Annotated in this window: 14 protein-coding genes; 9 read left to right on the forward strand and 5 right to left on the reverse strand. The window is 65.0% G+C overall.

Going from position 1 to position 12,825, the window contains the following annotated elements; translation table 11 throughout:
- Positions 1-6: 6 nt before the first annotated feature.
- The 3 genes from ACLBYA_RS27090 to ACLBYA_RS27100 all read right to left on the reverse strand — a co-directional run bounded on the left by ACLBYA_RS27090 (position 7) and on the right by ACLBYA_RS27100 (position 2,789).
- Positions 7-1,104 (reverse strand): saccharopine dehydrogenase family protein, encoded by a 1,098-nt coding sequence (locus ACLBYA_RS27090; RefSeq protein ID WP_447712562.1) that lies wholly within the window; start codon positions 1,102-1,104, stop codon positions 7-9.
- 36 nt (positions 1,105-1,140) lie between these two features.
- Positions 1,141-1,581 (reverse strand): nitroreductase family deazaflavin-dependent oxidoreductase, encoded by a 441-nt coding sequence (locus tag ACLBYA_RS27095; protein ID WP_447712563.1) that lies wholly within the window; start codon positions 1,579-1,581, stop codon positions 1,141-1,143.
- Positions 1,582-1,835: 254 nt separating this feature from the next.
- Positions 1,836-2,789 (reverse strand): alpha/beta hydrolase, encoded by a 954-nt coding sequence (locus ACLBYA_RS27100; RefSeq protein ID WP_447712564.1) that lies wholly within the window; start codon positions 2,787-2,789, stop codon positions 1,836-1,838.
- A 259-nt stretch (positions 2,790-3,048) separates the two neighbouring features.
- Between ACLBYA_RS27100 and ACLBYA_RS27105 the strand changes: the two genes are divergently transcribed.
- Positions 3,049-3,963 carry an acetoacetate decarboxylase gene (locus ACLBYA_RS27105; protein WP_447712565.1) on the forward strand — a complete coding sequence of 305 codons (915 nt, stop codon included), beginning with the start codon at positions 3,049-3,051 and terminating at the stop codon, positions 3,961-3,963.
- A gap of 88 nt (positions 3,964-4,051) precedes the next feature.
- On the opposite strand, the gene ACLBYA_RS27110 is transcribed toward ACLBYA_RS27105, so the two are convergent.
- Positions 4,052-4,717, reverse strand: coding sequence for a TetR/AcrR family transcriptional regulator C-terminal ligand-binding domain-containing protein (locus ACLBYA_RS27110; RefSeq protein ID WP_447712566.1), 666 nt, complete (start codon positions 4,715-4,717; stop codon positions 4,052-4,054).
- Between the two features lie 102 nt (positions 4,718-4,819).
- On the opposite strand from ACLBYA_RS27110, the gene ACLBYA_RS27115 reads away from it, so the two are divergent.
- Genes ACLBYA_RS27115 through ACLBYA_RS27130 form a run of 4 tightly spaced genes read left to right on the forward strand, consistent with a single transcriptional unit; the run spans position 4,820 to position 7,624 of the window.
- Positions 4,820-6,154 (forward strand): alpha/beta hydrolase family protein, encoded by a 1,335-nt coding sequence (locus ACLBYA_RS27115; RefSeq protein ID WP_447712567.1) that lies wholly within the window; start codon positions 4,820-4,822, stop codon positions 6,152-6,154.
- An 8-nt stretch (positions 6,155-6,162) separates the two neighbouring features.
- Complete coding sequence (locus ACLBYA_RS27120; protein WP_447712568.1) at positions 6,163-7,068, forward strand: fumarylacetoacetate hydrolase family protein; 906 nt, start codon at positions 6,163-6,165, stop codon at positions 7,066-7,068.
- A complete protein-coding gene (locus tag ACLBYA_RS27125) occupies positions 7,065-7,232 on the forward strand; it encodes a hypothetical protein (protein WP_447712648.1) in 168 nt (55 codons plus the stop codon). The genes ACLBYA_RS27120 and ACLBYA_RS27125 overlap by 4 nt, the downstream gene beginning before the upstream one ends.
- A gap of 23 nt (positions 7,233-7,255) precedes the next feature.
- Positions 7,256-7,624: a carboxymuconolactone decarboxylase family protein gene (locus tag ACLBYA_RS27130; RefSeq protein WP_447712641.1), complete on the forward strand. Its 369-nt coding sequence runs from the start codon at positions 7,256-7,258 to the stop codon at positions 7,622-7,624.
- A gap of 580 nt (positions 7,625-8,204) precedes the next feature.
- Here ACLBYA_RS27130 and ACLBYA_RS27135 read toward each other — a convergent pair.
- Positions 8,205-8,807, reverse strand: a complete 603-nt coding sequence (locus ACLBYA_RS27135; RefSeq protein ID WP_447712642.1) for a TetR/AcrR family transcriptional regulator — start codon at positions 8,805-8,807, stop codon at positions 8,205-8,207.
- A 519-nt stretch (positions 8,808-9,326) separates the two neighbouring features.
- Here ACLBYA_RS27135 and ACLBYA_RS27140 point away from each other — a divergent pair.
- From ACLBYA_RS27140 to ACLBYA_RS27155, 4 genes are all read left to right on the forward strand, one after another.
- Positions 9,327-10,223 carry an alpha/beta hydrolase gene (locus ACLBYA_RS27140; protein WP_447712643.1) on the forward strand — a complete coding sequence of 299 codons (897 nt, stop codon included), beginning with the start codon at positions 9,327-9,329 and terminating at the stop codon, positions 10,221-10,223.
- A gap of 103 nt (positions 10,224-10,326) precedes the next feature.
- Positions 10,327-11,187, forward strand: coding sequence for an SDR family NAD(P)-dependent oxidoreductase (locus ACLBYA_RS27145; RefSeq protein WP_447712569.1), 861 nt, complete (start codon positions 10,327-10,329; stop codon positions 11,185-11,187).
- 267 nt (positions 11,188-11,454) lie between these two features.
- Positions 11,455-12,030, forward strand: coding sequence for a PadR family transcriptional regulator (locus tag ACLBYA_RS27150; RefSeq protein WP_447712570.1), 576 nt, complete (start codon positions 11,455-11,457; stop codon positions 12,028-12,030).
- Positions 12,027-12,803 carry an SGNH/GDSL hydrolase family protein gene (locus ACLBYA_RS27155; protein WP_447712571.1) on the forward strand — a complete coding sequence of 259 codons (777 nt, stop codon included), beginning with the start codon at positions 12,027-12,029 and terminating at the stop codon, positions 12,801-12,803. The genes ACLBYA_RS27150 and ACLBYA_RS27155 overlap by 4 nt, the downstream gene beginning before the upstream one ends.
- Positions 12,804-12,825: the final 22 nt, after the last annotated feature.

Genomic DNA, 12,825 nt, shown 5'->3' on the forward strand with positions numbered 1-12,825 from the left:
TAGTCGCTAGACCTGTACCAGACCGACCTCCGCGCAGCCGGTGATGAGCTGGTCGAGTCCGAACGCCTCGACGGGCCCGACGACACCGGCGGCGGCAGCAGCGCCGGTGGCGAGGCGCTGCGCCGCCCACGCCATCAGCTCTGCGGTCAGTGTGTAGGGGCTGGGTCCTTCGAGGTGCACGTCGGCCAGGATCTCGCCGGATTCGTTGCCGGCTACCGCGACGACGTGGCTGAGGGTGCGGGCGCGTTCGGCGGCATCGGGGCCTCCCTGGCCGCCGACGGTGCGGGCGGCGATCGCGTCGACCAGCGTGCGGCCACCTGGCAGCTTGACCGTGGTATTGGCGATCCGCGAGAGGGCCTGAATGGCGCGGCTGAACTGGGGAAACCAGCCGTTGTAGACGGTGACCGATTCTACGCCCGGTAGTTGTGCGGGCAGGAAGAGCACCTCGGTGCCCGATACGAGGAACGCAGACCTCTGTTGTCCGCGCACGGTGAAGTTCTGGACTGTCCGCGCGGTGGTGTCGTCTACGAGTCGCCCGGATCGCCATGCGGGCGCCGGTAGGACGAGCCCTTCGGCCATGGTGGTGCGGGTGCCGTGGCTCAGCCCGTTGCGCAACGACCCGATCGCGAAGTAGCCGATGTCGAGGGAGCGCATGAGTGGGCCGGCGGCGCGTGCGGCCAGGGATCCGGCCAGGATTCCGGGCACGTAGTCGTAGCCGAAGGCGGGCACGATTGTGGTTCCCGTGGCACGGGCGCGGGTGTCGAGGCGTTGGTGTAGGTCACGCACGAAGCCGACCTCGCCGGTGGAGTCGATGTAGTGGGCGCCGGCCTCGGCGGCGGCGTGGGCGACGGGGTGGCCGAACTGGGAGAAGGGGCCGACGGTGGTGACCAGGACATCGCCTGCGTCGATCAGGGCGCCGATGCTGGCGGGGTCGTTGACGTCGGCCACCCGGTAGTCCAGGCCGCCGCAGCGTTGTGCCAGTGCGGTCAGACGGTCGGCTCCGCGCCCGGCCAGCACTGGTCGGATCCCGCGCCGCAGGAGCGCGTCGAGCACCAGTCCGCCGGTGTAGCCGGTGGCTCCGAACACCACGATCCGGCCGGTCATGCGCCGTTTCTTTCGGTCTGCGTCTTCGTCACGACGTCAGTTCCGGAGCTCGCAGATCACCACGGGGATGTCACGGCTGGTCCGTTGTTGATACTGCGCGTAACCCTGATATGCCGCAACAATCTTCGGCCACAGTTCGGCCTTCTCGTCCGCGGTGGCGGTGCGGGCGTGAATCGTGCGTCGGGTTCCGTGAATGATGAGCTCGGCGTCGGGGTGGGCTTGTAGGTTGCGGTACCAGTCGGGATGGCGATCGTCACCGCCCTTGGACGCCACGAGCACCACACGATCCGCATCGTGCACGGGTGTGGTCAGATAGCAGGACCGGGGTATCCCGGATTTGCGCCCGATCGTGTGCAGCTCCACTGTCGGCATCCCAAAAGGATTGGCCAGCAACCTGTTTCCGCTGACCGTAAGAACCACTTTATGCGCCAGGTTCATCGCCTTGGCGCCGGCGTCTTTGAGTGCGTTGCGGTTCATCGGATCCTTCCGTTCGCGGTTCACAGTGTTTGTCTGGCTGACCGACAGCTCGGTTCATTTGAGTGCTCGCGCGGCGGCAGCGAGGGTGACGCGTCGTGGGGCCAGGCGGGCCAGGGTGGCGCACTGCGGCGCCCTCGGTACCGCCGACGACGTCGAAGAATTCAGTGCGGGTGGGCAGCACGCGATCAATTCCGGTTGCCGGGAGTCCGGTGAGCGCGGTCATGGTGTCACCACCTCACGCTGAAACCGGACGCTCACTTCAACGCCTCGCGTAATGTGTTCTGCACCAGCGTGATTGCACTGGATGCGGCCTGAGTTGAGCGTAGCGCGTTGAACATCATGAAGTCGTGGATGGCACCCCCGAAGCGCACCTGGGTGACCGGGACACCTGCCTCGCGCAGCTTGGCGGCATAGGCTTCGCCGCCGTCGCGCAGGACGTCGGCTTCGGCGGTGATGACCAATGCCGGCGGCAGACCTTCAAGCTGCTCGACGGACGCACGCAGGGGCGAGGCGTAGATCTCCTCGCGCTGCGCGTCGTCGTCGGTGTATTGATCCCAGAACCACTTCATGGCTTCGCGGGAGAGGTAGTAGTGCTCCGCGAACTGGTGATACGACGGTGTATCAAAGTCGGCGGCGGTGACCGGGTAGAGCAGCACTTGATGGGCGATCGTGACATCGCCGCGGTCCTTGGCCATGAGAGTCAGCACCGCGGCCATGTCGCCTCCTACCGAATCGCCGGCCACGGCGAACCGCGAGGCATCCAGGCCCTTCTCCGAACCGTGTGCGAACACCCATTGCGCGGCAACATAGTTCTGCTCAATCGCAATCGGGTACTTCGCTTCTGGGGACAAGTCGTACTCGGGGAACACCACCGCAGCCTCAGCGCCGACCGCCAGCTCGCGAACCAGGCGGTCGTGGGTGTGGGCGTTGCCGAATACCCAGCCCGCACCGTGGATATAGCACACCACCGGCAGGGCACCGCTCGCGCCCGCAGGTTTCACGATGCGCACCGGCACCGACCCTGTGGGTCCGCCCTCGACGGTGATCCACTCCTCGTCGACCTCAGGCAACTGCACCTCACCAGACTGCAGCTCGTCGACTTTCTTACGGCCCTCTTCGGGAGGCAGTTGGTACAGGTAGGGCGGGGCATCGGTGTCTTCACACAACTGGGCTGCCTCGGGTTCCAGCACCGGCTTGATCTCGGTCATGGTTGCCTCCTCGTACTCGCTGTTGTTGCCGGCCAGAAAGGCTGCGCCGCGAGCCACGGGTTCGCGGAATCCGCGCGGCGACCTAGCCACGATCGTTCCCGGACCGTCCCTTGAACACACTCCTTTGGCCGCTTCTCACAACTTTCTGGCCATCGCTCACCTGTCCACAAGTGCACCACCGATGGCAACCTGGCGACATCACGGGCGCCCGGCGCCCCTTCGCGAACGCACCAATTGCAACGAAACGAGGTCTACATCCATGGCTACTGAACTCACCGAGGTCGAATTCGCCGGCCACACCGTCGAGGTGCCCAAAGGCGGCTACTACGACCGCTACCGCTCCAACCCTGACCTCGACGAGGTGGCTAAAGACCCCGCCGTGGGCAACGTCGACTGGTTCCGCAGGATCCCGAAGGTGGAGGTCGACTCACGGGTCGGACGAATCTGGTCGCCGAACTTCTATTACCGCGCAAAGATCATTCAGGCCAACCTGCTCGCGCCGTTCGACCGGCTCGCCGCGATGCTGCCCGCTCCGCTAGAGCCATTGCGCGCGGCGCCCGGTTACGGCGTCGCAGCCCTGACGTTCTTCTCTTACACGGTCTGCGACAACGACCCCTATGACGAGGTATCGGTGGCGGTCGTCATCCGCAAGCCTGGTGAGCGGGGTTTGGTGTCTAGCCTGCTCCCCGAACTCGAACTGCTCAACGCCCTACGCAGCAGGAAGTTCTACGCCCACGTACTGGCCCTGCCCGTCACCACCGAGATCGCCCGCGTTCGCGGCGTTAACGGTTATCAGCTACCCAAGTGGCGCACCGACATCAGCGTCGACATCGACGATGCCGTCCGGGCCGAAATCGCAGGACCCACCGGCCAACCGGACGTGACGCTGCATGCGCCGCTTCCAGCGTTCACCGACGTCGCGTCACAGACCCGGATGGGAACCAACACCACGGTCGGGCTGGTCGACGGCCAATGGAGTGCCACCGTGGTGCAGTCCAATACGTTATCGTTCGCTCAGCGCAGCTTCCCCCGCGACGTCACCATCACGCGAAACAGCGGCCCGATAACCGATCTGCTCGACGGGCTCGGCGCCTCGCGCATCCTCAGCCTTGAGGTCGACCGAGACGTCCAATTGGTGCTCAACCTTCCGAGGCCCCTAAAGACGATCAGCTAAAAGGGAAGATGCTGACACCGGATCCAAGTATCCTCAACCGCGGCGCACAGGGCCAGATCCCAGGGTCACAAGGGCGTCCAGCCGGTGATCAGCACCCGCTTGCCCGTGAGGTCGTTGTGCTACTCGGTGAGCTTCCGCAGTGGGGTGTGCGCACGACGATCTCCGGCTGAGTGGCTCGCACTGCCTGGACGGCGGTGGTAGCGAGCCAGCCTGCGAGTGCGTGGTCGGTGCGCTCTCGGGTGAGCAGATGCCTGAAGTGGATCGGTGCGATGACGAGTTCGATGAGGATACGGCCGTCGGCGTCTGACGGCAGTTCACCGCGCTCGATCGCCCGCGTGAGCATCGGAAGAAGCGTCTGTAACCGACTGGCCCAGAATTCGTCTCGCGCGGAGCGCGTGTCCTCGGAGTCCGGAATGGAGGCTAGGGTCCGGGCGAGCCCGTCGCCCAGGGGTGTGTCCAGGTAGTCGATGAGATCGCTTGCGAAGGCCGTGAGATCGCCGTGGAGGGATCCCGTGTCCGGCACGCGGAGCGAGTGCTCGCTGGCGGCGAGCAGGGCGTCGACGAGAAGGTTCTCACGGGTTCCCCAGCGTCGGTAGATCGAACTGTCACGGACACCCGCGCGGCGGCTGATCTCCGGAATGCCAACCTTGGCCACGCCGAGCTCGATCACCGTCTCCAGCACGGCCTGATGGACGGCGTCGCGCACGCGAGCGGAACGGCCGCCCGGCCGGCGGAGTGCATCGGGTTCAATCACAACCGCATGCTAACGCAGAAGTTGTTGCTTTTGTGCTCCGCCGATCCTAATATCGGCTAAAAGCAGATATTTCTGCGGCGGCAACGTCCTGGAGGATCCCTGATGTCCCTGTCCAACCTGGCCCAGCGGGCGGTGGTGACCGCCTGCGCGCTCACGCACACGACCGAGAGGGCGACCCGCCGACTTGGGCCGGTGCCCTTCCTCCCGCGGCTCTTCGCCGACCGGTTCACGCACCTCGGCGGCATCTCGAAAGTCGAATTCCGCAAGCAGTTGGATGGGTGCCGATCGTTCGAGGACGCCACCTGGGCCGGCTACTGGGAGGCGTTGGCCGACCGGCACCTCGCGACGGCGGACGCTGCGCTCGCCGAACTCGGAGGGCCCCGCACGAATGAACTGCTCGGCGAAGCAACGGTCGATGTCCGCGCGCTGGGCGAACTGCTCGCCCCTGCCGTCACAATCCTCGCCGACCGTGATGCCGCGGCCGATCCCCTTGCCGCCCAACGCTTTTGCACCGAGAATCCCGCCCACTCGAACGCGGCCATCGCACTGGACAGCCTGATCAAGGCGATGACCTACGAGTTTGTCGCGGCCTGGCCGGGCTGGAGCCCGCGCCGGCTCCGCGCCTACGAGCGCTCGCACGTCCTCGGTGAGATCCTGCTGACCGCACTGGCGTCCGCGATGGGGGTGACCATCGAGTTGGTGGATATCCCCTTCGGTGACGGGGACCGGGTGCGCGGCTACTTCGTGATTCCGAACGGCGTGGAGAAGCCGCCGGTCGTGCTGGTGACCAACGGCGTCGAGGGCACGCTGGCCGAGGCGCTCCTGCCGCTGCTGAAGTACCGGTCCGAGGGCATGGCCATGTTCGTCATGGAGATGCCGGGCACCTACGCGTACCGCGAGCCGCTGTCGCCCGCCGCCGAACGCGTGTACACGAGGGTCATCGACGTCCTGGCTGGCGATCCTCGGGTGGACGGCGAGCGCATCGGGATGATGGGCCTCAGCTTCGGCGCCTACTGGGCGACCCGCATGGCGGCGGTCGACCCGCGACTGAAGGCCGCCGTCGCGAACGGGGCGCCCACGAATCGGAGTTTCGGGCCCCTCGCATCGTTCGGTTTGCCCGAGATCATGGTGTCGACGCTTAGCAACGCCGCAGGTGCGACGGGCATGGCGGATACCTTGAAGAAACTTCGGGCGATGCCGATCGCCGACTATTACGCGCGCATTCTCATTCCGCTGTTGGTGATCAACGGCGCCGAGGACACCCTCGTCAGCACCCAGGACTCGATCGATATCGCGATCGGCGCGCCGCACGGCGAACTCGTGCTCTACGACGGTGACGATCACTGCGCCATGGGGCACGGCGATGACTGGATGAAGCTGTCCCACGACTTCTTCCGCCGCCACCTGGTTGTCGCCGACGGGGCCTTGCGGTCGTGAGTCGGACCATGCTGCGGCGTTTTCTCAACCGCGCCGGCCGCAGCATCGATGCGCAGGCCGATACTGGTGAGGGCTGGCGGGAGACGGAGCAGTTCGGCTGGCAGTCACCGTTCCGGCCCGACGTCGAGCTGGAGCGCTACGCGGGCATGCCCGACGGTGCCGCGGTGCTTCCGGTGTGCCCCGCGTCTTTTCGCGACTTCATGCTGTTCGAGAAGCACGTGATTGACGCCTCCCGTGGGATGGCGCGACGATTCATGCCTCAGGTCTACGCGGAGGCCGTTGCCTTCGAGCGGGCGAACGGTGAGAGTTTCCCGCAGTTTCGTCCGAACGCGTTGTGGTACCGCCAGCCGATCTACTACATGTCCAACGCCCTCACGGTGATTTCGTCCGGTGTGCCGGTCCGCGCCCCGGCGTACACGACAGCGCTCGACTTCGAGTTGGAGCTCGGTGTGGTGCTGGCACGTCCCCTGCGTGACGCCTCGCCGGAGGAGGCCGCGGCGGCCGTCGGGGCCCTCGTCGTCATCAACGATTTCTCCGCCCGGGATGTGCAGCTCGCTGAAATGCAGTCGGGTTTCGGGCCGCAGCGGTCCAAGCACTTCGTTAGCTCCATGTCGTCGACCGCTGTCACGGGACCGGACCTCGCCGCCGATCTCGACCGACTGACGGCGAGCGTCACGATCGACGGTGAGGTGGTCTCGGAGACCGGGACAGAGGGAATGCAGTACTCGGTGGGCGAGGCGATCGCGCATTGCTCGCAGGGCGAGCAACTCTTCCCCGGTGAGCTGTTCGCGACGGGAACACTGCCGGGTGGATCGGGAATGGAACTGGGGCGCTGGCTCACCCCAGGCCAGACACTGCGCCTCGCGATCGACGGCGTGGGGGTCATCGAGCATCTCATCGGAGGGAAAGATTGAAGATCGACCAGGTATCCGACTCGGTCTACGCGGTGGCTGGCACGAACGTCAACTGGGCGCTGGTCACCAGCGATTCCGGCGTGACGCTCATCGACGCGGGCTATTACGGCGACACGGCCTGCTGCGTACGACGCCGGACATCGCGGAGGGTTATCTCTCCCTAGGAGCGGCGCTGTCGAATACGCCTCTGTCACCCCGGATCCGTGAGATGGTCATTCTCCGCGTCGGCGTACTTTGCGGCAGTTCCTACGAGTGGATGCAGCACGCCGATGTCGCTACGTCGGTCGGTGTGGGCCGCCACGAGCTCGAAACGATTGAGTCCGGGGACTTCAGCACGCTGGCGGAGCCCGAGCGGGCGGTTCTGCGGTTCGTCGACGACATGGTTGCGCAGCCGAAGGCGGGTACCGCGTCGTTCGACGGTGCCGTGGCCGTCCTCGGTGAGCAAGGTGCCGCCACTGTCGCCCTGCTCACCGGGCACTATCTGATGACGGCGCGCTTTCTCGAAACGCTCGAGATCGACCTCGACGCGGCCCCGACGAGCTGGCACAACGCCTGATCCGGGCGATGGAGGGTGACGCAGCCCTACCCGGTCGGCCCTCGCGGTTCACGCGCCGAGGTGCTCCACAAACCAGTCCCGGGCCAGCGAGCTGGTCCGCTCGAAGCCGTCGACGTACACGTGTACTGGCTGAGCTTGGTCTACGCCCACTCTCGCGTCGTCGCGAGTGCCGCACACGTCGCCGGTACATCGCCAAGATCGATGGCCTCGGCCTTCAGCTTGAGTTCGCCTCTAACGGCTATGCGTTTGCGTTTGTCACTGTGAATGACGCAAGTGCCGCGGCGCCGGCATCGGTGAGGCGGAACATTTTCTTTGTCGGTCGGCGCTGTTGCTTGACCACGCGAACCTCGATCACCCGTCGGTCGGCAGCTTGTTCAGTTCGCGGTACATCCGTTGAGGCGTGGCGGCCCAGACGTTGGCTGTCGAAGCGTCGAAGAGTTTGGCCAGTTCTAGCCAGACGTCTCGCCGTCGAGCAATGCAACGAGAATCGCATTTTCCGGCGCCTCGCACGCCCCGTAGCGGAACCGCCACGTTATTGAGGTGCCCTGGGAGGCTCCAAAACGCGCTGCGTAATGCATGGTCAGGGGGTCCGCAGACCGTCGCCGACGGTGGCGAGATAGACGCCGAGCAGCCTGTCGATGACCGCAGGGCCTGCGCCGAGGCTTCCGGGGCGCCACGCGAGCGACAGCAGGCCGTTGAACGTCGCCCACAGGGTGGCGCTGATGTCATCGGGATCAAGGTCTGAGCGGATGATGCCGACTTGAATGCCTTCGCGGATCACGTTGGTGAGGCGCGCGTTTTGGCTGTGGGTGAGTTCGGCAATGCGTTCGACGGCATCGGGTTCGTTGGGCGGCTCGACCAAAATCCTGAACTCGTGCGGACGTTCGCGAGCAAATCGTGCGTAAGCCTCCGCGACACGCAAGACGCGCTCCTCGACGGTCCCTTGTGCGCTGTAGGCGGCGTCCATGTAGATGCGGCTCTCCTCGAGCGCCTGTTCGGCGACCGCGGTCAAGACGGCTGAGCGTCCGCCAACGCGGTTGTAGATGGTCTGTACTACGACGTCTGCTTTCTCGGCGACGGCTTCAAGCGTGAGCGCTTCGGAGCCTTGCGTTGCAATGATCTCGCGCGCGGCGTCGACCACGGCACGACGATTCGCGGCAGCTCGTTGCTGGGTTCGGGTCAGTGAACCGGATGCACGTGATGCTGCGGAGCCGTTCATTCCACCACTGTAATCGGTGCCATAGTTTTATGTCTTTACAACATTTGCATTAGTTCCATATAGCTGGACGCTGCGGGATCGGCATCTGGTCGTTCCAGAGTTCATATTTGCACTCGGTGGCTAGAACTGGGCGGTTGGCCACGCGGGCGGCGTGGGATTGGTTGCGCAAGCAAAGGCGCACGGCCTCGGTCAACTCGGCTGCGCCGTGCGCCAATTCGCCCAGGGTCCTGAGTACGAACTCGTGCGCTCGCGGACTGTCGCTGCCAAACGGTGTGCCGCGAGATGGACTTCCGGCCGGATCGCAAATCTCGCGGAGTGGTGTGTCCGCAACTTCGGCCGTGGGCGTAGCCAGGGCTCGGCCGCGCGACCGCTGGAACTGGAACGACTGCGGCGGGAGCGGCCGCCTAGGTTCGCCAACATTGTAAGAAATTCCATTAATGGAAGTACTTCCAATGATTGAATACCTTCCATATAGTGGGTCTCATGAACCGATCAGACGTCACCTTCCCCTCCGGCCACGGCACCTGCGCTGCGTGGCTCTACACACCCGATCAGCACTCAAAGGACACGCCGCGGCCGGTGATCGTGATGGCCCATGGCCTTGCCGGCGTAAAAGAAATGCGCTTGGACGCTTTCGCCGAGCGATTCACTGCCGCCGGCTACGCCTGCCTGGTGTTCGATTACCGCCACTTCGGCGCCAGCTCGGGAGAACCCCGCCAACTGCTCGACATTGACAAGCAACTGCAGGACTGGCGTTCGGCGGTCTCCTACGCGCGAACCCTGGACGGTGTCGACCCCGACAGGGTCGTGGTCTGGGGCACCTCGTTCGGCGGCGGCCACGTGATCATCACCGCGGCCAACGACAAGCGCATCGCCGCGGCTGTCGCGCAATGCCCGTTCACCGACGGCATCGCTTCCGGGTTCGCCGTCCCGCTGGTGAGCTCGATCAAGCTCACCTCCCTGGCTCTGCGCGACGCTATCGGGGCTCAATTAGGACGGCCTCCGGTCATGGTGCCGTCCTACGGTCCGCCCGGATCTGCTGCGCTGATGAGTTCGGTCGACAGCGTCTCCGGCGTCACCGCACTAATCCCCGAAGGACAGCACGTTCCCAAGGATGTCGCCGCCCGTTTCGGCCTCGACATCGTGCGGCACTTCCCGGGACGCCAAGCACGCAACGTGACGTGCCCGATCTTCTTCGCCATCTGCGATAACGACACCGTCGCGCCGCCCGGACCGACCCAGAAGTACGCCGCTCAGGCCCCCCGCGCCGAGATCAAGTTCTACACCGCCGGCCACTTCGACATCTACGTCGGCGAGGCCTTCGAACACAACGTCACCGACCAGCTCGACTTCCTCAGCCGCCACGTTCCCGCCCACTGACCCACACCCGCCACCAACAAAGGAACGAAGGCCACCTAGCCGGACTTCGTCGCTTCATCTACCGCACCATCCACCTTCGCGTTGTCACCACAGGAGCCCGCACATGCCCAAATACAGCCTCGGGGGGCGCACGATCGTCGTCACCGGTTCGACCGGCGGCCTCGGGTCCGCCCTCGCCAAAGCACTGCGCGCTCGCGGTGCGAACCTCGCCCTGCTCGACCTCGACGCTGACGCCGTCGTCACGCAAGCTCGCAGCCTTGGCCCGGAATCGGTCGCACAGGGATGGCAGGTCGATGTCCGCAGCCTCGAGAGCGTTCAACAGGCAATCGATGCGGCTGCTGAACACTTCGGACGCGTCGATGTGGTGATAGCCAACGCTGGTGTGTCCGCTGTCGCCCCGCTGGAGAGCATCGACCCCGCAGCGTGGGAACGCATTATTGACATCAATCTCACCGGGGTGTGGCGCACGTTCCGTGCCGCGCTGCCGCACGTCAAACAGCACCGTGGTTATCTGCTGGCCACCTCGTCGATGGCTGCCTTCGTGCACGCTCCACTCAGCGGCCACTACACCGCCAGCAAGGCCGGAGTCTGGGCACTATGCGATTCCACCCGCCTCGAAGTGCGCCACTACGGAGTCGGCGTTGGCAGCGTGCACCCGACGTTCTTCAAGACCCCGATGATGGACGAAGTCCACGCCGACCCTGCCGGCAACACCCTCTGGGGCGGCAACAAGGGTGGGCTGTGGAAGATGATCCCGCTAGCGGCGGTGGTCGACGCGGTCGTCTCCGGCGTCGAACGTCGCGCCGACTTGATCACCGCGACCCGCCAGAATGCCCTGACAGCCCGCATTCCCGGTCTTGTCAGGCCGCTCGTCGACCGAATCGGCTTCCGCGGCAACACCATTCCTAATGCCATCGCGCAGGCCGCTGTGTCGTCGGGAGCGTCGACGTCGACCAGAGCCTAGCGCGAAAGGGTAAGCCGCCGACGTTAGGGCAGTTGCGAGTAGGCCTCGCGATGAAAGACTTTGAATAGTCAAACGATTGACTATTCAAAGTCTTGACAAAGCGGCTGAGGCCACTAGGGTTGATGAGTAATCAAATAATTGACTATTTGTCCACGGCCGCAGGTTCAGCGGCGAGTATGGCCGGTACGCGGCAACAGCGACGCCCATGCCACCTCTGAATCGCTACCTCCACGGGTTGGCATCTCGATCAAGGAACGGTGCACATCGATGGCACTTCGACACGCAGTCCTGGCCGCGTTGCTCGACAACGACGCCTCCGGCTACCAGCTGACGAAGATTTTCGACATGTCAGTTACCAACTACTGGTATGCCTCACCTCAACAGCTGTACGCGGAACTGGTTCGGTTGGAGGACGGTGGGTTCATCGCGGGCCACGAAGTCGTGCAGGACCGGCGCCCCAACAAACGCGTGTTCACCATCACCGAATCGGGTCGAGAAGCATTGCGCGACTTCATCGAGATCGCATCCAAGCCCACCTATATCCGCGATGATCTTCTCGTCAAAGTGCACGCCGCCGAGGCCGGTGACCTGGCGGCACTGATAGCGGACCTCACCGAGCGCGCGTCTCATGCCGAGGCGAAAGCTGAACACTTTGAGCGGCTCCTTGCCATCATTCTGGGCGACCAGACCGAAGCCGCCTTTCTGGTCGACAGCCCCCGGGTCGGCCCCTACCTCACCGGCCTGCGGGGAATTAGCTTCGAACGCGACAACGCCGCGTGGTGCCGCCGCGTGGCGGACGTGTTGGCCGCTCGCCTACGAGCCACGATCGAAGCGACGCAATGACATTCACGTACGTAGCACTGGGGGACAGTCAGTCCGAGGGGGTCGGCGATCTACCCTGGCCGGGCGGTCGTCCCCGCGGCTGGACGGACCGACTAGCCGCCACACTGGCCGACAACTACGACTCCGTGCAATACGCGAATCTCGCCGTCCGCGGTAAGCGCGCCCCGGACGTGCTTGCCGAGCAGGTCGGCCCCGCCGGTGCACTGAAACCCGATCTGGTGACAGCGACAGCCGGAGTCAACGACGTCCTGCGGCCCTCCGGCGACGTCAACGCGGTCGTCGACGCCCTCGACCAGCTGCTGGCGGAACTCGCCCTTGTTGCGGCGACGACCATCCTGGTCAAAGCGCCGAACCTGGCGTGCCTGTCTATACCGGGGCAACTGCTCGCCGGCCGCGTGGCCGCACTCAATGCCGGAATCGACCAGATCGCTGGTAACCGCGGCGTCCTCGTCTTGACTGCACCCGACGGCTCAGTGTTCGAAGACCTGCGAGCGTGGTCACCGGACCGGCTGCACCTCAATGCGCTCGGGCATGAGCGGCTGGCCCGCGGCGCCGCGCGTCTACTCGGGCTGCCCGAAGATCCCGACTGGTTCGCCCCGATCGACGGGCCGACTCCACGACGTACACCGTTGACCGAAACACGCTGGGCCGTAGAGCATTTCGCGCCATGGATCGGACGTCGCCTGCGCGGCATATCTTCCGCCGACGGTCGCACAGCCAAACAACCTGAACTCCAACCTGTTTCGCCCCTTCCTCTCAATCACCAACGCTGACGCCAACCACGAAAGGACCCTC

It is taken from the genome of Mycobacterium sp. C31M (genome assembly GCF_053345865.1).